Origin of the sequence: Methylovulum psychrotolerans, assembly GCF_002209385.1 — a bacterium.
Taxonomy (GTDB): Bacteria; Pseudomonadota; Gammaproteobacteria; order Methylococcales; family Methylomonadaceae; genus Methylovulum; species Methylovulum psychrotolerans.
Genome location: NZ_CP022129.1, coordinates 2,213,508 through 2,234,777, shown reverse-complemented (window position 1 = coordinate 2,234,777; position 21,270 = coordinate 2,213,508). Strand labels below are relative to the sequence as shown.

The following is a 21,270-nucleotide window of genomic DNA, read 5'->3' as shown; positions in this document are numbered from 1 at the left end:
CTAAATAGTTAAACAAAAACTGTTAAGCGCTAACGTTACGCCCTGCCCTACTGCTTAATCCCCGTCCCCTTGCGCAACAAGATAAGGCTAGTCAAGGCCAACACCAAGATAACCCCGCCCGTCATCAAAAAAGACAGCCGCACATCAATGTCGGACACGCCAATAAAGCCGTACCGAAAGGCATTGACCATATACAAAATCGGGTTGCCCATAGAAATGGTTTTCCATATCCCCGGCAACATCGATACGGAATAAAACACCCCGCCCAAATAGCTTAACGGGGTCAGGACAAAGTTAGGGATAATCGAAATATCATCAAAACTCTCCGCCATCACCGCATTGATAAAGCCCGCCAAAGCAAATAAGGTCGCGGTCATAAACGCCATCGCCAACGTAATCACTATACTGTGAATTGAAATATCGGCAAATAACATGGCGATCAGGCCGACTACCGTACCGACCAACAAACCGCGCATAATGCCGCCGCTGACATAGCCCAACAAGATCACCCAGTTCGGCACCGGCGCGACAATCAACTCTTCGATATTACGCTGGAACTTGGTCGAATAAAATGACGACACCACATTCGAATAGGCATGGCTGATCACCGACATCAAAATCACCCCCGGCACAATATAATCCATATAAGGGGCACCGTTAATCAGGCCGATCCGGTCGCCCATCAGCTTACCGAAAATCAAAAAATACAGCGTCGTTGTAATAGCGGGCGGTAACAGCGTTTGCGGCCAAATACGCACAAAACGGTAAATTTCTTTAACGACAATCGTGCGGAACGGAATCCAATTATTCATGCGGCCCCTCCGGCATTTTTTGCGTCCACCAAATCCATAAACAACTGCTCCAGACGGTTGGTTTTATTTTTCAGGCTCAACACCTGAATTTGCTGCTCACTTAACTGCCGGAACAACTCGTTCAGACCGCTTTCTTTCGGCACCGCCACTTCCAACACCTTCGCCGAGACCCACTCCGCCTTAAACCCGGCCAGCGCGGGCGCAGCCGCCAAAGGCTCCGCCAAATCCAAGACAAAATGGTCGACATTCAGCCGCGCCAGCAAGCTTTTCATATCCGAATGCTCAACAATATGGCCTTGATCGATAATGGCGATATTACGGCACAAGCTTTCCGCCTCTTCCAGATAATGCGTAGTCAGAATAATGGTCGTGCCTTGTTGGTTGACCTCTTCCATCATTTTCCACATTGAGCGGCGGATTTCAATATCCACCCCCGCCGTCGGCTCGTCCAAAATCAGCAGCTTCGGCGCATGCACCATCGCCCGGGCAATCATCACCCGGCGTTTCATACCGCCCGACAAGCGTCGTGACACCGTGTCACGCTTATCCCACAAATCCATCTGCTTAAGGCACTGCTCGGTACGTTGCAGCGCAAGCTTGCGCGGCGTACCATAATAACCCGCCTGATTCAGCAAAATGCTTTGTACCGTGTCGAACTGGTTAAAATTAATCTCCTGCGGCACTAGGCCGATGCAACTTTTCGCTTGCGAACGCTCTTTTTCCAAATCATGGCCAAAAATGCTCACCGAACCGCTGCTGGCATTAACCAGTGAACTGATAATACCTATCGCCGTGGACTTACCCGCCCCATTAGGGCCTAGCAAAGCGAAAAAATCCCCCGCTTCGACATCCAAGTCTATGCCTTTTAAGGCCTGAAACCCATTGCCATAGGTTTTTTTAAGGTTACGAATAGATAATGCTTTCATCAATAAAGTTGCTATTATTCCGATGACCAGGCCGGATATGCCCGCCCGTTAGTAAAACCCGCCCGCACTTAACGGCACGGCGGCAGATAAGCGGCAAACAGCCGTGGTGACAGCCAATTAAATCTTATGATTCTATCAGAAATTGGGTGGGGCTTAGAAAATAACGCACGGGGGAGAAAGCGTACAGCTACAGACAGGCTTCGCGGCCAGATAAACCGCAACAGTAACTTACCAAATAGTTTTTAAGCCAGAAGATCCGTAAGCATCAAACTGGCTATCTTTAGAAATTAATACCCAATCATTTGCGACAGCTTGCCAAATTAACATCCTATCAAAAGGATCTTTGTGTGCAAGTTTCGGTAATTGATAAAACAGAGCAGCTTCCTTCGGCGTTAACGGTATTGTTGTAAAGCCCATATCATCAGCCAATTTAAGTAACGTATCAGGGTTACACCCTAAACTCAACTTGCCCAAGGCATATTTTAAAGAAACTTCCCAAAACGAAATGCAGCTGACAAAAACCTCATTATCCGCATTTTCTATTACAGCAACGGCCTGTGAACCTAATTTTTCAGGCTCCCATATTGACCATAAAAAGCTATGTGTATCAAGCAAATAGCCTCTCATGAGCGCAAAAAGTCTTCATCTGTCAATTTGAAATCTTTTTCAATAGCAAAAGCCACTTTGCCTTTTAATAGACCTAATGGCCTTTTATTAACGGGCTTCGCCTTTAAAGACAAAACAAAGCTTAACGTAGCCTCCACTTTATCTAAAGGCAGTGCGTGCATTTCCTTTAATACAGCCTGTTCAATTTCTGCCCTATTCATAATACCCACTCCCCCTCATCACTTCGCCTTAGCTAGTAAAAAGCTAAGAATTTTATCAAAAATGGGCTTGGGCGACCAATTGCCTTTCAAGCCCGGCAACAGCACAAAAACACCCAATCACTCCCAGTCAATTTGCCCTCTGCCCAAGCCATCCGTAAAAGCCTAATCGTCAATAAATGGCGAACTGGCACAATAACCGGCATCCAAATGTACGGCCTTATTCTTAAAAACATGCGGCTCGGCAATTTGCACCGTCATTTTAATGTCGCCATAAGCCGTACCGACTTTTATCGCTTGCCCAGCCACCTTACTCAACCTAGCGGCCTGTGCCGGGTCTTTGGTGCCATTGGCGGTTTCCAGTCCCATATAGTTACTGCGCACCTCCCAATTATGCAAATCCAACACCTTCGCTCTCTCCTCACCCGTCCATTGCAGCTTATCGGCTATTTTACGCGCGGCATTACACAGATAATCATTTAACTTAAACCGATAGGCCGTAAGACCCGCATTAGCAGGCGCCACAGCGGTGATATATTTATCGGGTTCCAAAACCCCACCCCACAAAAACCCAGACGGCTGGTTGCCATGCCCCTTATTGGTCACAGAGAAATTATTCCCCACCATCTGCTGGCTACCAACCACACTCGCGGTTGCGTGCCTGATTTGCAGAAACAGCGGGTATCTTTTTGTGACCTTGCCCTTACCGTCCCTGACCAAATAATGGAAGGTGATGCCGCTATTAAAAAAGCCATCGACTAATTTTCTATGGTGCGGGGAGTCATCATTATAGGTTAACGACAACTGCTTGAGCTTTAGGCGGATATTATACCAAACCGGTTGGTCCATAAGATACGGATCGGGGCTTCGGTTATTGTCAGGCAACGGTGCTTGCAACCCTAAAGCCGTACCGCCGCCCGCATCGCCAAAACCGTTCGCACTCATCAGCTCATAAACATACTCGCCTTTCCGGCCATTTTTCGCATCCCGATAAATCCGAAACCGGGATTCCGCCCTGGCTTTATCGGGCGATGAATACAGCACAGATTCCGGGTTTTTAAAGACCGGATCATCTTCACCCTGCAAAGCCGCAGGCATTTTATGGGTCGGATTGATAAACTCCGTCTTATTCCATTGCCCAAACACACACTGGCCGGGCTTATAAGCCGTTTCGCCCTTAGACCCAGAAAAAAACGTATATTTGTCGGCATTGTCTTGGTACAAAAACGGCCCGCCCTCATCAAAACAACGGGCATCGATCATAATGCCGTCACCCGTATCCGCCACCGCCTCACTGACCCCGCCTGAATTGGCCAAACACCCCGACATAATGGCACAGCCCCCCAAAAGCGAAGCCAGACCGATTGTTTTCATTTTCATAAGACACCTTAATAGAAAAAAGGCCTTTTACCAGCCCTGCAAAGGCTAGCCAAAGACGTGGGCAATTGACGAGCCTAATCTTAACCGTAAAACCGGATACCCAGATTGGCATTAGCCCGCAGTAGCTAGACCTGCCCCAACCAAATAGATTCATTCAAATAGACTCATTCGGGTGATGTTCGGCAGGCATCGCTAACTGATGCATCATAGTGATGTGCATAGGGTCTTGTGGTGACATGACATTAACCTTCTGATCGAAGATCCTACACCATAGCAACAATTTTGTTGCACAACAAAATTGTTGCCATCATTCAAGCACCCTATCCCGCCCCCAAGCCTAAAGCACGAGCAATTGAACTACGAAAGGTTCAAGACAAAAGAAGCCGCAAAACTAAGCATTATTGATTATTTCGCTTTTTATAACGGCAGACGTTCGCATTCGACATTGGGCTATAAAACCCCTTTGGAATTTGAGCGGGAATTTTACAGCAAGGTTGCCTAAGAAAGTGTCCGGTTTTTGTTGACCATTACAAATCCAATATAAGCCGATAAGGGACTGCCCGTCCTTCAAGGACGTACAGTCCTTCTTGTCCCCTTTTTGGCATCATCAATTTATATCGTATTGGCTATATACGCAGATCACATTGTCTTAATCCCTTCCGAACAGGGATACCTATCAAACCGTAAGTGTAAATAGCATTCGCCCTTACGAAGTCGATGTCTTAATCCCTTCCGAACAGGGATACCTATCAAACTAGCCACATTGCCGGCTTGACTCGGTTGATGATGTCTTAATCCCTTCCGAACAGGGATACCTATCAAACCTGACGAGAGAAGAAATAAAAGAGACTGCTACAGGGTCTTAATCCCTTCCGAACAGGGATACCTATCAAACCAACAGTGGGCAGCAGAACATCCACAAGAAGATTGTCTTAATCCCTTCCGAACAGGGATACCTATCAAACGTTGTCAACTTCCATACAGCAAAAATGTTTTGTCTTAATCCCTTCCGAACAGGGATACCTATCAAACCCCTGACGATAAATATTTAATTTATATATCAGTAGGTTATATGCTGTTTTTAAGAGACCGTTTTTGGCTTTTTCAGTTAACCCTAAAAAACTATCAGGCTTGGCTATTCTAACCGAAAAATTAGTGTGCTGCATAAAACAATCCTACGTTTAAAAAAGCGCTCAAACAGGCTTTTGAGCCCATCGGCTCTTGCAATGGCTAGCTTCATTGGCTTTTGGGTGTTGCTGTTAGGGAAGCGGTCTCCCGATAATCGGCTCTTATAATAAAAGGGCTTTTATTGACGTCGCGTAATCAAACCAATTTCATAGGGAATAACCGCCATTTCTTCCGCATTGAGTACACGCCCTTCTTGCAAGCGGGTTTTTAGGCACAACACCAACGCCCGATCCCCTGGCGCCAAGGTAATTTGCACACGGTTGGCAGAAATGCTTATCCCTAAAAGCTGGCTGAGAAATTGTGCGGTTGCCGTATGCCCAACAGCCGAAATAAAGCTGTCGGCCAAAAACGTTTTAGCGGCCTCAACAGACAACGGGCCATCAAAAGACCAAATCCCATAATTCGTTAAAATAGGACTGTTGATAATATAAGTTAAAGGTTTCTGTGCACACATAATGGCAAAAATAACAGAAAAATCGGAATAAGCCCAACCTATGGGTCGGGGTAGCCGAATAGCCACCCCGAGCCATAGAAAATCAACCAAAAAACACTGCCATTGCAACCCCTCCCTATTTGTCAGAACGGGGGAACGTCACCGTTTGTTTGAAAAAATAGACAAAACTGCCCACCAACGCCAAGCCATCGTCAATTTGCCCCAAACCCAATATCACATCGGGGATGAAATCAATCGGTGAAATGGCATATACCGCACTCAACAGCAACACCAATAACCCTTTACCGATGTGAAAAACATACCGCAACACCGTAAAGAAAAACGAAAACGCCTTAAACGTCAAGACCGTCATAAAAGCATCCGGATCAACCCTATACGACTTCCATACCCGGTAAAACAAGTAGACGGCAGCTACTACAGGCAATACATAAACGGCACTATTCATATCACAACCTCCCCTGATTAAATTCCAGAAAAGAGTAACATCGAAAAAGCCCCCTCAACAGCGCAACAAATTTGCCATCCGATCGTGACCATAAAGTCAAAATTCTCAGCTATTGATAAGCGCTTAAGGGCTTCATGCCCAGTTTTTTTAACGCCATAAAACTATATGGCGTTAATGTTGGCTGCGTTAACTTCCCCATATAGAGTTTTACACAAAGAATTTGCCATCCCCCCCTCAATCGCTTAAAGGTATTTAAAATAGCCCCACAAGAAGAGGGAAGTATAGTTAAAACCATTTGAACACGATAAGCATTACTGTTTATCCAAAACGGCTTAGACGGCAATCCGCCCTAACGTAAGAATCTGCTGTGCGCCATATCAGAAATTCTATACCGGAACGGCAGCCCCTTCTTGAACACATCAAACCACTCAACATCAAGGGCTAGCCATGAATTCACCGAAAGCGTTCCAAACAGAAAAAAACGCCCCTAAAGCCGGTTTAACCGTAACGTTAGGCAAAATATTCCAGACATTGTCACTGTTTACTTATGGAAACCATCTCATGTTGGAAAAAACCAGGGCGTGGCTGCTTTTCATGTTCCTGATAGCCTTATCCATCGCCTTATTGGAAGGGGCGGTTTGGACGTGCATCGCCGAGCAATTGTTACCCAAAGCCTATAGCCAAGTAGGCTGTGCGGTGCTTGGCGGCATTGTTTTAGTGGCCATCTATTGGTTGGATAACAGCCTGATAACAACGGACATGTCCGAGCCTTTAATAAAAAACCAAAAAAAATTCAGCCATTTTAAATTTTGGGGTTCCCTCACCGTCCGCATGGTCATGGTGTTTATAAGCATCCACTATACGGCGCCTTTGTTAGGGAAGGTATTTTTGACCGGGGAGATTGAAAGCCAAAGGCTGCAACATAATAACGCCCAGATGCAACAATTGCTCGCCAATACGGCGCGGCGTTATGATGAGCAGGGCAAACAAATATTGGCGGACATCAAACAAGCGCAAGAGGCCTTGCAACGGGAAATTGACGGCAAAGAGGGCAGCAAAAAAAAGGGTATTGGCTCCAGTGCCAAAAATAGGGCCAGCTATATCGCCAAGCTGGAAGCCTCAGTGCAAACGCTAGAAACAAATAAAAAGCGCGAACTCGACGCCATCAAAACCATGCCGCCTGCGGAGTTGCTTAAGCAATACCCGATCGATTATTTTGAGGACACTTTTGCGGTGCGTGACAGGCTGTACCAACAATTGAGCAAAGGCCAAACGCCAAAAGAAGAAGAGTTTGCCCGCCTGCTTATTATCGCCTTATGCACCATCATGCTGTTATTAAAACTACAGCCAAACAAAGGGGTCAAGCTTTATTATAATGAGGAGCTTCAGGCATGTTATAACGCCTATCTTGGCGGCAAATACAGCCATCTGTTTACCGGAAAACCGTCCCCTTTTGAGTTTGAACGGGTGCTGTATGCCTTTTACAGCGATGCCCAAGAAGACGACAAGCAACTCAAACACAATCAGGCCTTAAAACAATGCGCCGAAATGGAAGAAGCTATCCGCGAACTGAAAAATATTATGGTGGCCGAGCAAAACATGCTCGCAACGCAAAAAGCTAACCTTGCGGCGACCCAGGCAGAACAAGCCGATTTGACGGAGCAGCTAGGCCAACTTGAAGGGGCGCACCAAAACCTGTTGGCGGCCCATCAAGCCAATCAGGCCGAACAGTCCCAAATAGAACAACACATCAAACAACTGCACCTCAAATCCCAAGCCATCACGTTTGAAATTGAAGAACGTGCCCGCCTAGGCTTTGACGGCCGCCAAGAGCAGTTGGCAGAACTTGCGGAACAGCTCAAAAATTTACGGGCGGATATTGACATTAACCGCTCCGAGCAAGGGCGCGTGAACTCGGCCTTACAAATAAAGGCGGACATTACCGCCAGATTGCAAGAATGCCTTAACCGTGCCGGGCTATTGGACGATGCGGGCAGCCTACAGTTGGCCAGACAGTTGGCGGAAGGGTTCCGCGATATGGAAGCGTTAAAAGACAGGCAACACATTTTGCTGGATGAAGCCAGCCGGCTCCAAACAAGCTATGACAGCCTGTTGGCCGGGCAAGGCGAGTTGCAGCAAGAACAGGCCGACGCGACGGCGGAGCTGAAAAATGTTTTGGCCTGTTTTTACAACCACCAAGGCGAAGATATCCATGAAAAGATTGCTAACCCGCAGCATCTGGAGGTGATTTATAATATCGAGGCGGCCTTAAGCCAAGACTTACGCCAATTAGGTTTGGCCAGAACGGCTATAGAAGCAAAAACAGACCTTTCCTATACTCAGATCGCCGACAATAAAAAAGCCCGGTCAGTGATTGCCGCCAGGCTTGGGCAATTGGCGGTCAAGGTTACGGAAATTGACGGGGAAATGGCCGCCGTATCAAACAAAATAGCCGCCTATTTGAACAAAGCCGGCCAATTGGAAAACCAATTGTTGGATAGCCGTTGCCAGCTCATCGGCAATATAGCGCCCGCACCCACACCAAAAGGCCGGCCGTAAAATTGACCGCCCAACCTAAGGGCGTGGGCGGACGTTTATAGAACCGGCAAGCGTAAACCGGATTAAGAATAATGATGAAAACCGACCTGTTGATGCGCTTAATGTTCAGGTGAGCATCCCATAGGGATCGCCAAAAAGGTTTTCATCATCCCTCAATACCGGAACGGCATGATATGCCAACCCCCCATCAGCATCAAAAATCTATTTTCAGACATCCGCCGGTCAGCGCAAAATGCACCCAACAGCCGACCACAGGCTTATCCGTGGCGGCTTCCACCGCCGATTTATAAAGCGCCAACTGCCCTGAATATTTTAATGCCACTTCATGCCAATCGGCTTTGGATTGCGGGTTGGCTTTATGGTCGATAATCACATACCCCTGTCGGGTTTCGGCTAAAGCATCGATCCAACCGCTGGCGGTTTGGCCGTTGGGCAACCGGTATTCAATCGGGCATTCAATTTGGACGGATTTGGCGTTAAGCCGTTGTTCAATGAAATGCCTGAATCGGGCGACGCAGAGCAGTGCGTCCCCGACACTGATATGCCCCATGACGGCGTAGCTTTCAAGCACCTGTTCTGCGAGCATTGTCGGGTCGGCCGGATTGTTGAGCATCTGTGTGGCGATCAGGGCATGGACGGCCTCGCCCAAGCGGGCCATATTCGGGCTGCCTTGTAGGCTAACCCTGTCGCCTAAGGTAAGCACTTCGCCAATAGCGGCGTTTTTCAGAGGCGCGGCTGCTGACGGCGACAGTTTGGCGGGCAAATGGATTTGGGTGGATGTTAGGTTTGCGAACCAGTGTGGGTCATGCTGTTGTGTTCGGGCCGTTTCCGGGGCTTCTTCCTGTAACAGGGTTTTAAAGGTTGCCGGGATTTTTTCCTTGCTGATAGGTAAAGTCAAACCATTATCCCTTGGGTCATCCGGAAGCATCCAATCGGCGGCCAAGACACGCAGCCATTCGCCATGCGTATCTTTTAACGGCAGAATCAGGCAATCCCTGGGGCGGGTCAGGCTGACATAGAGCAAACGCTTGGCTTCTTCTTGGGCGCGGAACTGTTCGGACAGGCCGTGTCCGGATTGCTCCACCCGCTCTTTTACGGCAATTCCTTTAGCCTGCTGGCCGAACGGCCATAACCAATATTGCAGGCTTCTGCCTTGTAATGGCCGGGTAATGTCCAGATTATCGTGATCGGCTGTAACGGACAAGCCCCACACGTTGCTTTTGATAGGGGTATCCAGATCCAGCGCAATCACTATCGGCCATTCCAGGCCTTTGGCGCCGTGATGGGTCAGCAGTTGCACGGCATGGGTTTGGGTATTGCCGGCTTGGGTATCTTCATGGCCTTTAGACAGTTGGTCAAGCCATAAAAGCAGGCCGGTCACTGTGGCGGCACGGCCTTCATTGCCGCACTGGCTTTCATAGGATTCGGCAAAACCCAATAATTGCCCGATATTCGCCAGGCGCTGCCCGGCCCGTCCGGCGTCGGTTTGCCAGTTTAAAATCACGCGGCGGATGTCGGCGGAATGGATTGCCTGCCCCATCAGTTCCGATGGTGTCAAGTATTGGATCCGCCCCCTTTGCTTGGCTAAGGCAGCCAATAAGGCTATGTCATCACCCCAGCGGCTCTGTTTATCTTCGCAAGCCATATAATCCAGGCGCGATTGCAACCAGATTTCCGGGGCATCCCCTTGTGACAAACAAATAATTTCAGCCGTCGCCAAGCTGTCGGAAGGGTCAACCAGATAACGCATGGCGGCCAGCACTAAGGCGGCTTCCGGCGTATCCAGCAAGCCGGTTTGGCTGCGGCTAACAGGGATACCGAAAGCCAATAGGGCGTCGGCAATTTGAGCCAGATTGGAATGGGTTAGGGATAATACTGCGACATCGCCATAGTGGGCCATTCTAAATTGGCCGTCATCCTTATCTTTGAGCCGATAACCGTCGGCAATAAATTCTTGTAAGCCCTTCGCCAACGCCAGCGCCCGTTTGGCTTGATTGCCGCCTGCCAAGCGCCAATGTTCGACCGCCGCTTGAGGGCGTTGTTCATCGCCCGGTTTCGGTTTCAACGCAACCCGTCCTTGCGGCAACGAATTAGCGAAAGCGGGCACAAACACTTCATTGACATAGTTGACCAGCTCGGTACGCGAACGCCATGAGGTTTCCAGCACTTCGGTCTTGCCGCCGTTGGCTTCCAAATGCTGGAGGATGGCCTGCATCAGGTCCGGGTCGGAGCCTCTGAACCTATAAATGGCTTGTTTGACATCGCCCACCCAAATGACCTGTTTAGCCAATTGCGCCAGGCGCAGGAACAACGCCAGTTGAATCGGGCTGGTATCTTGGAACTCATCCACCATCAACACCTCCAGCCCGTCCTGCAACATCTCTTGCACCAAAGGGTTGTCCAAGGCTTGGTACAGCAAATGTTCCTGGTCGGTAAAGTCGATCAGCCCCCGGACTTTTTTGAAAGCCTGAAATTCTGCCAATGCGGCGGCGGCGATGTTAAAAAGCTGCTCACAATAGCGCCGGATGTCGGCATGTAAACGCGGATGCCTTTCAAAATCAGCGGCGGCCCGCTGCACGGCATCGGAAGCCGGCTGGCTTTTCTTTGTGGCGGCGCTCTTCGATAATTTTACCCAATTTGCCCAAGTCAGATTATGCTGTTTAATGGGGTCGGCAACATCCTGTAACAAAGCCAGATACTCTTTGGTGCCTTTAGTGCTGTCTTCACTGTTTTTGATATACGTTATGGCGGCCGCCACCGCATCAGACAACGCGCTATCCAGTGTTTTTGCTGTGGGTTCCGGAAAAAAAGCCAATAGGGCATCGGCGCTGCTTTTACCGCTGTCTTCAATACGCCCGATAGGCTGGTCGTTGGCTCTGGCGGTGTTGACAATCGCCTTAACGGTACTTTTCCAATCATCCTGCCCTAAACGGTAAGCCAACCCATTCATATCCTGCACCGTTTGTACCGGGAGCACCTGTTCAAGCGCCAGACTAAATAAATGCCCCGCTTCGGCTTCCTCAATGACCTTAAGGTTGGGCGACAGCCCGGCTTCAAAAGCAAAACGGCCCAATAATTGCCCGCAGACACTGTTCACCGTACCGAGCATGGCCTGATCCATTTGGTTGGCGATTTGCGTAAACCCGCGTCCGTTCAGGCGTTGCCGGACACGCTCCCGCAATTCCCTGGCGGCCAATTTAGTAAACGTGGTTCCAATGATACCAGACGGTTTGGCCGCCGGTTCCGTGGTCAGTATTTTTTCCAGATCACCGGCCAAACGGTAGGTTTTTCCGCTGCCCGCCCCGGCGCTGATAAAAGTGATATGTCCCATCATCGCCATTCACCCCAACCGGTCAGCACCTTATAATCGTTAAAAGCATCGCTGGCTTTCGGGATGGTCAGGGCCGCCTCACCGGGATCGGAATCGGCGGCGGCTTCAGTGCCGCTAACGCTAACTTCAATCAAGCCCCGGTCGAGTTGTTTACGCCGCCATTCCCATGTTGTTTGCATTTTCCGCCAAATGACCGCATGGCTTTCATCCGTATCCGGTTTTATTGCTATGGCTTCCGGGAAATAATCGGTATTTTGCGCCAACATTGCCCCGCCGTCCTTGATAACAAAATAAGCCACCGCCGGCCATTGCTTTGCCGCACTGTTTTTTTGCCGCATATAGGAATACGTCACCAATTGCAGGTGCGTATTACCTTGCAAGCTGTCTTTATGGTATTTTGCCCCGCCCCATTTAATATCCACCACCGCCTCCTTACCGTCTGCATTGGTGACTTTCATATCAATGGAGCCGCGCAAATTGCCGCCAAAAAACGGGGCTTCCTGCGCCTGTTCCATTTCAATATGCACCACGTTTGCCGTCTTTAACTGGCGGATCAATTCATACAAGGATTTTCTTGCGGTGTCTATAAACTGTTCCTTTTCCGCCAACCTGCCGGGCTGCAACAGCACGGCCCCTTCTTCTGCCAGCAGGGTGTGGATAACCTGATCAAACCAGTTATTGAGCGCCGCCCTATCGGCTGTTTCAGAGGTTAATAGGCCGCCATTTTCGATAAAATACCGCTCGTAAAGGTGATGTGCCAGATTACCCTTTAATAAATTACCGTCGCCTAAAGACTGTAACATTCCGGCCGTCAAACCGGCTTTATAGCGCAACACCCATTGATAAGGGCTGTAAAAGAAAGCTTCCAGACTGGAATAAGATTCCTGTTCACGCGGCGCCAACCCCTCGCCCGCACCCAACCGCCACCAGCGGCTTAAGCCGACTAACGGTTTATCATCGGCTTTTACGGGCGTAAGGCTATCGAATACGCGGATAGGGTCTCCCCGCAGCACACTGTCTTCCGCCTTAATTTCCTGCCAGTTTTCGAGGCAACTGCAAATTTGGTCCCATAACGGATGGTAGGCCTCTTCATCTTCATGCAAAACGATAATCAAACGTTCCGAAGCCGCATTGATGGGTTTTAACCAGCTTAAGGCCTGCCTTTGCAATTGCCTGTCAAGATCAGGCAACAGCACGCCATGCCGGTTTAATTGTTGCCGTTCTTGCCTGGACCAAGGATAGGCGGACTGTAAAGGCAACGCCCGAAAATCCCACCAAACCAGCGTATTGACGGTTTGGTTAAAACTGTCCGGCTGGCGGGCGCCGACCAACCATTGAGGTTGGCCGGAGACACATTCGGCGTATTGGTCGACGATACCGATGCCAGAACCGGTTAATTGGTCCAATAAATAGCGTAATTGTTCCGGCTGGATGTGCGTCGTACCGTCAGCCAGTAAATTGCTTAACGCGGCGTTCAATTCACTGGCTTGGCCGTATGCGGCCCCCAATAGCGCCCGCATCGCTTCATCCTCCCAACGCGGTTGTTGCTGCTCCAACCAGCTGGCGACTTTTAGGGTACGTTGTTTGGCGATATCAAGCGGCAATCCCGCTTTGGGCGTATAACGGGGGGCGGCAAACCAATAGGCAAGGTCGGCTTGTAATTGCTTAAAGCGTCCGTCGCTGTAATCTTCGCGGTTTTTTTCCGCTTCCAGCAGATCGGTTAATGTTTGCCGCCATTGTTCGCCTCCTATGCCTGGGGCGTTTGCCACCACTTTGGCTAACGGGTGGCGGATTCTGCCGGGCAACAACCCAACAGGCTGCATCAAAAACTGTAACAACATGTCCGGATTCAAAGGCTCCCAAAGCAATTCCAGTGCGACCGGTAAAACTTGCAGGATGGGCCGCCAAGGTGACGCCTTTTCAAAACCCAGCCTGGGCAAGTGGACGGCGGACAAAGCGTCGTCCATGGCGACACCGTCACCGCCAGTTAACACAGCCACGGTTTTATCGCTATTGTTAGGGGCTTGTGATGCCAGCCATTGGCTGATCAGACGGGCGGATATGGCTTTGGAGCGGGCTTTAACCACAACGAAGCTATGATCCCCGACCAGCTTCGTTTTATGGACGGAACCGTCTTCGCCTTTATTTAAGCTTTCGGCGGCCAATTGCGCCAACGTGCTTTGTAAGCGGTGAAGATCCTTACCTAAGGGGGCGGCGGGTAATAAGGCAGGCTGTTCGGTAACGTCAAATGATTGCAATATCTGTCGCCAAAGGGGTGAAAAATCACTCGGCCTGTCCAGCAAAACCACCCGTTCGATTTGCGTCTTTTGCGTTTTTAACATCGCCAAAATGGTTTGCTGCCTTTGGCCGAAGCCGAGGCTGACTTTTTTCGCCGCTAACTGTTCAACCGCCGCCATATCCGCCAAACGGCCGGATACCCCGCTTGAAAATAGGCCGTCCCAACCGGATTCATACCAGCCATCACGCCATTGCAGCAACGTTTTGGCCACATTGAACTGATCGGTTGCCAAAGAGAGATGATAAAAACGGTCGGGGGTGTCACAAGCTTTCAGACAACCTAGATACTGGATAATACGCGTGGCTAGTGAGTCTGTTACCGGGGCGATACCGCATTGTGTCTCCAGAACGGACAGGAAGCCTATCGGGCCGACCTCCTTTTCGCCGATAGCGGTGTGTGTCCGTTTGGGTTTAATGCCGTCTAAACCGAATCCAAACCTGATTTGCATCCTATCTGACCCTTGTTGAATAATTAATTATCGACCAGTTTAAACCAAATCCCATTACTTAACACCATTTAAAGCAAAGGTTATATTTTTGAAGGGACAGGTTTTTCGCAAGCCTATAAAACTGCACGGATAATCAGTCATTTCCACATGTAGATCGCCCGCCCGTTAATCCCTTCTGAACAGGGATACCTATCAAACACTGCCAAGTCCACGCAACGTCCATGGTTATGAGGGTCTTAATCCCTTCTGAACAGGGATACCTATCAAACACCACCGCCGCCCCGAACTGGTCACTTTAGCCCTCGTCTTAATTCCTTCTGAACAGGGATACCTATCAAACCGTCTGACATTAGTGTTAATGATCTTGGTAACGGTGTCTTAATCCCTTCTGAACAGGGATACCTATCAAACTTTTGCACCATCAACAATGGTGCAAAAAGTATCTGTCTTAATCCCTTCTGAACAGGGATACCTATCAAACAAATTTGCTATCTCGTTGTATGAAGACCCAATGGTCTTAATCCCTTCTGAACAGGGATACCTATCAAACCTCTTGTTGAAGTGGAAAGAGAGCAACAAAAGAATGGTCTTAATCCCTTCTGAACAGGGATACCTATCAAACAGATATTATCTGGCAACGGCTAAGATTCTCCACGTCTTAATCCCTTCTGAACAGGGATACCTATCAAACAGATATTATCTGGCAACGGCTAAGATTCTCCACGTCTTAATCCCTTCTGAACAGGGATACCTATCAAACGTTTCTTGAAAGACGGAAGTCAGGCTGATTGCGGGTCTTAATCCCTTCTGAACAGGGATACCTATCAAACGCTTCTTGCTCAACAAACGGGCGGTCATTAACCGTCTTAATCCCTTCTGAACAGGGATACCTATCAAACGGGTGGTACAAGTTCAACCGGGCATGTTACCGCTGTCTTAATCCCTTCTGAACAGGGATACCTATCAAACTAACAGCATTATTCCCAACATTAGAAACCAGCCGCGTCTTAATCCCTTCTGAACAGGGATACCTATCAAACGCTATCCGCAATGCCGACAGTGGTCTTGATCCTACGTCTTAATCCCTTCTGAACAGGGATACCTATCAAACCCCTCGCATACAATATTTTTATTATATATCAATATGTTACAAGTCACTTTTAAGAGACCGATTTTAACCTTTTCAGTTAACTCTTGAAACCCATAGGGCAAGGCTATTCTAACCAAAAAACTAACGCGTTGCATAGGGCAATTTTTGGCCTAAAAATATCACATGGGGGCCACTTTGGACAATCCGTGATTTAACAGGATGTAAATTCAAATCCAGTTTGCCAAGTTGGTTTTTTGCATACGCTTTTGCCGCCAAAGCGTTCATTTTGCTGTCGGTGAACAGTAAAAAATCATCGGCGAACCGTACAAAAGGGATATTGGCACGACTTAATGACTGGTCAAAATCGTGCAGATATAAATTGCACAATAACGGCGACAACACGCTTCCCTGTGGGATACCCCGCACCTTACCCAACAAACTTTTTTGGTGGGCGCCTTGCTTTAACCAAAGCGCCATTAATTTCATGGCCTTATTGTCGGCAACAAACGGCTTCAGTCTCTTTAACAAAAGCACATGGGGTATCGTATCGAAAAAACTTTCAATATCCGCATCGACCAACCAATCACGGCCACAGCGGATATGTTCCTTGGCTTTATTTAATGCCTGTTCGACGTTGCGTTTTGGCCTATAAGCAAAACTGCTGTCATGAAACAATTGTTCCGCCTTGGGTTCTAAAACAGTCAAAATAGCACGCTGGATAACCTTATCGGCAAGGTATTGTGCGGTAATGATACGGCTTTTACCATCGGGCTTTTGCATAGGGAACTGGCGCAAAGGCTTAGGGCGGTAGCTGCCGGCCAGTACTTCATCACGCAAAGCCAGAAAATGGCCGACAAAATGGTGTTCTAACTCATCTCGAGACACGGTGGGCGACCATGGGGTATGCTCCGACTGTAACCGCCGCCAACTTTGATCCAAAATATCAGGCGACATCGCCAATTCCAAAAGCCCTTTAGCCATTGTCTTGCTCCTGATTGTTTAATATCCCCCGAAAACCAGCCACTTTTCCGCGTATCTGTTCGGCCAATGAAGAAAATGTAATATCACCCTCATCATCGGCGCTTAGTCGGGGGCATTGCTCACGGAACTCTGCCCAAAAATTATAAAATGTCGGCCTTGCGTCTTTGGTCAAACGGCAACCATGCGCTTGGCTATAGGAAAAATCTTTAGGATTCAAGCACCCTAAAAACGCATATAACGAAAAATCTACAGCGGCCCGAAAAATTTCGGCAAAGTCTAAAACCAAGGCTTCACGTCCGGCCACGGGTTGATGTAAAAACCCAAAAGCCGGATCCAAACCTTCACAAACCAATACCTGCCGAATATCGGCCATTAGCAAGGTATATCCTAACGATAATAGGGCGTTGAAAGGATCTTGTGGCGGCCTACGGTTACGGCCATTAAAACGCCATTTGTCAGGTAACCCATGTGCCAACAGGGCGAACCAAGCCGCGGCCAATACCCCTTCATACCCCATCAGTTTGGCTATGCTATCGGCTTGGTTAAGTTTATCCAGCAATTCTGCCCGTTGTTGTTTAAAGGGTTGCCGCTGTTCCGCATTAAAATGGCTTAGCGGCAAATCATAGGCGGCAAATTTTTGCTGCAAAAACCAACGGGCCACGGCCACGGCACAACCGGTATGTTCGGCACAGCGAAATTGCAGCCGTCTAAGCGGCAAACGAACCGCCAACCCTGCTGCCATTATTGCCGGTTCTTGTGAACCCCTTTGTGACAACAGGGTTGTCGGAACGGCCGCTGTAGACAATGCCCGCCAAACCGGCATTTCAATAGTCGGACTTCCGTATACGATGACCTGCTCCAGCAGGGCGACAGGTATCCTTTGCAGCTTCCCGCCTTCACGCCGAACACATAGCGTGTTATTTTCATAAGATACGGTTATTTCCCGGTGATCAACGATTAGGATCATTAACGATGCCCCCATAAACGGACGGAAAGCGCAAGTTTGTTTGCCCGCGTTCCGCATTAAGTTAAATAACGGTTTTTCTCTATTCGGTTTACGCTTTTGGCGGATGGCGCTAAGCCGATAGATGGCAAAGCTGTTTGACGTAACTGACCAAATCCAATGTCTTCCGCTGTGGCTCTACCGTATTGGCGCAATTTAGCCCTAAAAAAACCTGTTGCTGTATGCCCGCACTCCAGATCGCTTTCGGATGCGAAATCGGATAAAGCCTCACGTCATCTTCTTGGGTATGGGTATGACATGCGACCAATTCGATGATGCGTTGAAGTTCGGGGGTGCTGGCCTCCAGTAAAAATACGGATTTTTGCAAAGCTAAAGCGTGCTTGCTTAACCGGTAATGGAATTTTTTCAAACGCTTTTCATTAACGATATCGTAACTTAACAAGTACCAGTGCTTTTTCATTTTATGTAATTGGCGGGCTTTTTAAAGTTGATTAAGGCCCGTTTCGTCAAAGCCTTTGCCGGACGCTGTTGGTCAAGCCAAACAAATAATAATTTGTCTTGGCTTATGTCTATCAGTGCACAAAGCTGCAATAACAATTCTTCCGATTGCTTTTGGCTCAGTTGGCATTCAAAAAGCGAGTATTGGCAGCTTAATTGCCAAGCTTGAAGGCAACGGAATACTTTCCGCCGTTTTTTATTGTCGACAATGTCATAGGCGACAATGGCTGTATTTGTCATAGCGTTACTCATCGTTAATGTTATCTTGACAAGGGGTACTGTTGACGCAGACGTATTTAACGCCATTTTGTTGGGGGAGCGCCTATTTGACAAATTTGTCAGGCATACCGTGACATTCTTTACGGCGCTCAAGTAAGGGGCGTTTTTTAGCATCCCGTATTGACGCCCCAAAACACTTAACATACTTATTGGGGAGAAAAGGCTTGAACATATTTTTTATAAAAAATAAGCAGATAACGCAGCAAGGCGGGCAAAATCATTTTTCGGCATACGCTATATCCCTTTACCTCATATAGCGACAATGGCTGGCTTATTGTCTAAATAATTTGTTAGGCTGGAATTCTTAGGGTAATTGCTATTTAATAGAGACATATCAATACCGTCACTTATTAGAACCAGACACTATGAAAGCACCTTGGCAATTTGACAAACGCGTACTGTTGGCCGTCAGCGGCATGTCCCCACAGATTTTGACCGAAACATTGTATGCTTTGGCGGTGGATAGCGGGCAGCCCGCTTTTGTGCCGACCGAGGTGCATTTGATTACAACCATTGAGGGGGCGGAAAGGGCAAAACTGCAATTATTACACTCAAAAACGGGGAAATTCGGCCAGTTTTGTCATGATTACCATTTGAACGCCATACAATTTACCGAACAAAACCTCCATGTCATCACAGACGCCAACGGCACCCCCCTAGCGGATATTGCCACCCCCCAACAAAACGAGGCGGCGGCCGATTTCATCACCCAAATAGTGGCCGATCTGACGCGTGACGCAAACTCGGCGTTACATGTTTCCATTGCCGGTGGCCGCAAAACTATGGGCTATTATTTGGGCTATGCGCTTAGCCTTTATGGCCGCCCTCAAGATCGGCTGTCCCATGTCTTGGTGACTGACCGTTTTGAAGGGTTGCACGATTTTTTTTATCCGACCCCTGAAAGCCGGGTCATTTATGACAAAACCAACAAACCTTTGGATACCCAACAAGCGAAAGTCCTGTTGGCCGAAATCCCGTTTGTCAGATTACGTTCGGGCATCCCCACACATTTATTGTCAGGAAAGGTGGGATTTAACGAGAGCATCCACTATGCCCGACAATTGGAAGCCCCACCCAAGCTTGAAGTCAATTTTACGGGCCGCCATTTATCAGCGAATGGCATTACAGTCAAATTAACCTATATCAACTTTGCCTTTTATGTCTGGATGATTCAACAGACCATAGACAATGGCGACTGGATTGAGCGGCAGGTTGACCCCAGTAAAGTTTATGCGGCGTCTTTTATTAAGGTTTACCAAACCTATCATCCCACGCCCTATCTTGAGGGCGATAAAACGATTGATATTCTGAGTAAAGAAGGTATGGATAAAAATTGGTTATCGGAACGCATCAGTCAAGTCAAAAAGTCTTTTAAAGAAGCGCTGGGCGAAACCCCGGCGCAAGCGTATATCGTCCAAGCGTTAGGCGGCAATAACAAAAAATACTATTCCTTGGCTTTGCAGCCCGAACAAATCCACTACCTTTAGGGGCACGTTTTAATGGTGATCCCAAGGCGTTCAGGCCTGACAAAATGGTCAATTGGCAAATGATGAATTGCCCTAAAGTAAAATAAACGCCAACAACTTAAAACCGGGCGGGCGCAATGGCACATATTCTCATCAGTTTTTTAGGCAAATCCGTAAAGCAAAACGGACAATACCGGCAGGCCAATTATTGCTTTGCTGACGGCAGCCAAAAAACGGCCCGTTTTTTCAGCTTGGCGTTAAACGGGCACATTCAACCGGACCGCTTGGTTATGTTAGGCACATCAGGGAGCATGTGGGATGTGTTATGCGAACATTTAAGCACGGACGGTAATGACCAGTGGGCGGCGTTAAGTGAAGCGGTGGAGGCCGATGCCGTCACCCAAGCACAGCTTGACGCGTTTTCTTGTCCGGTCGGCTTGGCGTTACACGTTGATTGCCAGTTAAAACGCATCCCCTATGGTGACGACATCACAGAGCAAGTTGAAATCCTGCAAATCATGGCGGCGGCCATTCAGGCGGGCGATACTGTCTCGTTAGACCTGACGCATGGCTTGCGGCATTTGCCCATGCTCGGCCTGCTCAGCGCCATGTATCTGCAAACCGCCCGTTCCGCAACAATAAACGGCATTTATTACGGCGCATTGGACAGGACAAAAAACAATTTAACGCCCGTGATGCAACTCAACGGTTTGTTAAACATAGCCCAATGGCTGCACGCTTTGGACGGTTTTAACAAAACCGGCAATCTCGCGCCCTTTTCTGGGCTATTGCAACAAGACGGCATGGCGCCAGAAATCGCGAACTGTTTGGAAGAGGCGGCATTTTTTGAAAATACGCTGAATATCCCTAACGCCCGCACGCCTTTAAAAAAGTTTACCGCAGCGACTAAAGACGGATTACCAAGCATTGGCGCATTATTTGAGTCCAGCTTAAAAGAACGTATTGCTTGGCATAAAGAAGACAATTTGTATCTGAGACAACGCAGTAACGCCTGTTTTTACTTGCAGCAAGGCGATTATTTACGCGCGGCGGCTTTAGGCTACGAGGCATTTATTACCCGTTGTGTCCAACAAGACAAGTCCGTACCCAAGTTAGACCCTCAAAATTATGAGCATCGCCAACAAACGAAAGACACGCTAAAGAAAAATGACGGCTACAAGCTACTAAACGACCTGCGGAACGCTTTAGCACATGGCACACGAAGCGATAAGGCTCAGGTACAGCGTGCTTTGAGCAATAAGGACAATTTACACACTGAACTTGAGCAATTATTTGAACGGTTATTACCTAAACATTAAGGAAAGG

The 21,270-nt window shown here is 48.4% G+C and carries 17 protein-coding genes and 2 CRISPR repeat arrays; of the genes, 4 read left to right on the top strand and 13 right to left on the bottom strand.

Annotated elements, in window-relative coordinates:
• Window positions 1-47 precede the first annotated feature (47 nt).
• The 5 genes from CEK71_RS10145 to CEK71_RS10125 all read right to left on the bottom strand — a co-directional run bounded on the left by CEK71_RS10145 (window position 48) and on the right by CEK71_RS10125 (window position 3,942).
• Complete coding sequence (locus tag CEK71_RS10145) at window positions 48-812, bottom strand: ABC transporter permease (protein ID WP_088619278.1); 765 nt, start codon at window positions 810-812, stop codon at window positions 48-50.
• Window positions 809-1,738, bottom strand: a complete 930-nt coding sequence (locus CEK71_RS10140) for an ABC transporter ATP-binding protein (RefSeq protein ID WP_198328551.1) — start codon at window positions 1,736-1,738, stop codon at window positions 809-811. Before CEK71_RS10140 ends, CEK71_RS10145 begins: the two co-directional genes overlap by 4 nt.
• A gap of 228 nt (window positions 1,739-1,966) precedes the next feature.
• A complete protein-coding gene (locus tag CEK71_RS10135; RefSeq protein ID WP_198328549.1) occupies window positions 1,967-2,353 on the bottom strand; it encodes a type II toxin-antitoxin system VapC family toxin in 387 nt (128 codons plus the stop codon).
• A gap of 8 nt (window positions 2,354-2,361) precedes the next feature.
• Window positions 2,362-2,565 (bottom strand): hypothetical protein, encoded by a 204-nt coding sequence (locus CEK71_RS10130; protein WP_088619275.1) that lies wholly within the window; start codon window positions 2,563-2,565, stop codon window positions 2,362-2,364.
• 162 nt (window positions 2,566-2,727) lie between these two features.
• A complete protein-coding gene (locus CEK71_RS10125; RefSeq protein ID WP_088619274.1) occupies window positions 2,728-3,942 on the bottom strand; it encodes a hypothetical protein in 1,215 nt (404 codons plus the stop codon).
• A gap of 298 nt (window positions 3,943-4,240) precedes the next feature.
• Here CEK71_RS10125 and CEK71_RS24150 point away from each other — a divergent pair, with 298 nt between their 5' ends.
• Window positions 4,241-4,444: an IS3 family transposase gene (locus CEK71_RS24150; protein ID WP_088619273.1), complete on the top strand. Its 204-nt coding sequence runs from the start codon at window positions 4,241-4,243 to the stop codon at window positions 4,442-4,444.
• Window positions 4,445-4,588: 144 nt separating this feature from the next.
• A CRISPR array of direct repeats spans window positions 4,589-4,974; the repeat unit is 36 nt; unit sequence GTCTTAATCCCTTCCGAACAGGGATACCTATCAAAC.
• A gap of 274 nt (window positions 4,975-5,248) precedes the next feature.
• Here CEK71_RS24150 and CEK71_RS10115 read toward each other — a convergent pair.
• Window positions 5,249-5,674 (bottom strand): YddF family protein, encoded by a 426-nt coding sequence (locus CEK71_RS10115; protein WP_157679124.1) that lies wholly within the window; start codon window positions 5,672-5,674, stop codon window positions 5,249-5,251.
• A gap of 25 nt (window positions 5,675-5,699) precedes the next feature.
• A complete protein-coding gene (locus CEK71_RS10110) occupies window positions 5,700-6,029 on the bottom strand; it encodes a DUF1232 domain-containing protein (RefSeq protein ID WP_088619271.1) in 330 nt (109 codons plus the stop codon).
• 447 nt (window positions 6,030-6,476) lie between these two features.
• Between CEK71_RS10110 and CEK71_RS10105 the strand changes: the two genes are divergently transcribed.
• A complete protein-coding gene (locus CEK71_RS10105; protein WP_088619270.1) occupies window positions 6,477-8,588 on the top strand; it encodes a hypothetical protein in 2,112 nt (703 codons plus the stop codon).
• 193 nt (window positions 8,589-8,781) lie between these two features.
• Here the strand turns inward: CEK71_RS10105 and CEK71_RS10100 are convergent, their stop codons facing one another.
• From CEK71_RS10100 to cas2 (CEK71_RS22535), 6 genes are all read right to left on the bottom strand, one after another.
• Window positions 8,782-11,922 carry a UvrD-helicase domain-containing protein gene (locus tag CEK71_RS10100; protein ID WP_198328548.1) on the bottom strand — a complete coding sequence of 1,047 codons (3,141 nt, stop codon included), beginning with the start codon at window positions 11,920-11,922 and terminating at the stop codon, window positions 8,782-8,784.
• Complete coding sequence (locus tag CEK71_RS10095; protein ID WP_088619268.1) at window positions 11,919-14,666, bottom strand: PD-(D/E)XK nuclease family protein; 2,748 nt, start codon at window positions 14,664-14,666, stop codon at window positions 11,919-11,921. Before CEK71_RS10095 ends, CEK71_RS10100 begins: the two co-directional genes overlap by 4 nt.
• 162 nt (window positions 14,667-14,828) lie before the next feature.
• A CRISPR array of direct repeats spans window positions 14,829-15,777; the repeat unit is 36 nt; unit sequence GTCTTAATCCCTTCTGAACAGGGATACCTATCAAAC.
• A 120-nt stretch (window positions 15,778-15,897) separates the two neighbouring features.
• The gene (locus CEK71_RS10090; RefSeq protein ID WP_088619267.1) at window positions 15,898-16,737 is read right to left on the bottom strand and encodes a reverse transcriptase domain-containing protein; all 840 of its coding nucleotides are present in this window, start codon (window positions 16,735-16,737) and stop codon (window positions 15,898-15,900) included.
• Complete coding sequence (cas1, locus tag CEK71_RS10085) at window positions 16,730-17,704, bottom strand: CRISPR-associated endonuclease Cas1 (RefSeq protein WP_157679121.1); 975 nt, start codon at window positions 17,702-17,704, stop codon at window positions 16,730-16,732. The genes CEK71_RS10090 and cas1 overlap by 8 nt, the downstream gene beginning before the upstream one ends.
• A 109-nt stretch (window positions 17,705-17,813) precedes the next feature.
• Window positions 17,814-18,161, bottom strand: a complete 348-nt coding sequence (gene cas2 / locus CEK71_RS10080; RefSeq protein WP_088619265.1) for a CRISPR-associated endonuclease Cas2 — start codon at window positions 18,159-18,161, stop codon at window positions 17,814-17,816.
• On the bottom strand, window positions 18,158-18,439 hold the full coding sequence (gene cas2 / locus CEK71_RS22535) for a CRISPR-associated endonuclease Cas2 (RefSeq protein ID WP_157679118.1): 282 nt from the start codon (window positions 18,437-18,439) through the stop codon (window positions 18,158-18,160). Before cas2 (CEK71_RS22535) ends, cas2 (CEK71_RS10080) begins: the two co-directional genes overlap by 4 nt.
• Before the next feature lie 404 nt (window positions 18,440-18,843).
• Between cas2 (CEK71_RS22535) and csm6 the strand changes: the two genes are divergently transcribed.
• Together csm6 and csx2 are read left to right on the top strand one after the other, a co-directional pair.
• The gene (csm6, locus tag CEK71_RS10070) at window positions 18,844-19,965 is read left to right on the top strand and encodes a CRISPR-associated ring nuclease Csm6 (RefSeq protein ID WP_088619263.1); all 1,122 of its coding nucleotides are present in this window, start codon (window positions 18,844-18,846) and stop codon (window positions 19,963-19,965) included.
• Between the two features lie 116 nt (window positions 19,966-20,081).
• Window positions 20,082-21,263 carry a TIGR02221 family CRISPR-associated protein gene (csx2, locus tag CEK71_RS10065; RefSeq protein ID WP_088619262.1) on the top strand — a complete coding sequence of 394 codons (1,182 nt, stop codon included), beginning with the start codon at window positions 20,082-20,084 and terminating at the stop codon, window positions 21,261-21,263.
• Window positions 21,264-21,270 lie beyond the last annotated feature (7 nt).

Excerpts from the sequence above, each read along its gene's own strand:
- csm6 (WP_088619263.1), top strand. The coding sequence starts at position 18,844 with ATGAAAGCACCTTGGCAATTTGACAAACGCGTACTGTTGGCCGTCAGC.
- CEK71_RS10145 (WP_088619278.1), bottom strand. The coding sequence starts at position 812 with ATGAATAATTGGATTCCGTTCCGCACGATTGTCGTTAAAGAAATTTAC.
- cas2 (WP_157679118.1), bottom strand. The coding sequence starts at position 18,439 with ATGACAAATACAGCCATTGTCGCCTATGACATTGTCGACAATAAAAAA.
- CEK71_RS10105 (WP_088619270.1), top strand. The coding sequence starts at position 6,477 with ATGAATTCACCGAAAGCGTTCCAAACAGAAAAAAACGCCCCTAAAGCC.
- CEK71_RS10090 (WP_088619267.1), bottom strand. The coding sequence starts at position 16,737 with ATGGCTAAAGGGCTTTTGGAATTGGCGATGTCGCCTGATATTTTGGAT.
- csx2 (WP_088619262.1), top strand. The coding sequence starts at position 20,082 with ATGGCACATATTCTCATCAGTTTTTTAGGCAAATCCGTAAAGCAAAAC.
- CEK71_RS10130 (WP_088619275.1), bottom strand. The coding sequence starts at position 2,565 with ATGAATAGGGCAGAAATTGAACAGGCTGTATTAAAGGAAATGCACGCA.
- CEK71_RS10140 (WP_198328551.1), bottom strand. The coding sequence starts at position 1,738 with ATGAAAGCATTATCTATTCGTAACCTTAAAAAAACCTATGGCAATGGG.
- CEK71_RS10125 (WP_088619274.1), bottom strand. The coding sequence starts at position 3,942 with ATGAAAATGAAAACAATCGGTCTGGCTTCGCTTTTGGGGGGCTGTGCC.
- CEK71_RS10095 (WP_088619268.1), bottom strand. The coding sequence starts at position 14,666 with ATGCAAATCAGGTTTGGATTCGGTTTAGACGGCATTAAACCCAAACGG.
- CEK71_RS10100 (WP_198328548.1), bottom strand. The coding sequence starts at position 11,922 with ATGATGGGACATATCACTTTTATCAGCGCCGGGGCGGGCAGCGGAAAA.
- CEK71_RS10110 (WP_088619271.1), bottom strand. The coding sequence starts at position 6,029 with ATGAATAGTGCCGTTTATGTATTGCCTGTAGTAGCTGCCGTCTACTTG.
- cas1 (WP_157679121.1), bottom strand. The coding sequence starts at position 17,704 with ATGATCCTAATCGTTGATCACCGGGAAATAACCGTATCTTATGAAAAT.
- cas2 (WP_088619265.1), bottom strand. The coding sequence starts at position 18,161 with ATGAAAAAGCACTGGTACTTGTTAAGTTACGATATCGTTAATGAAAAG.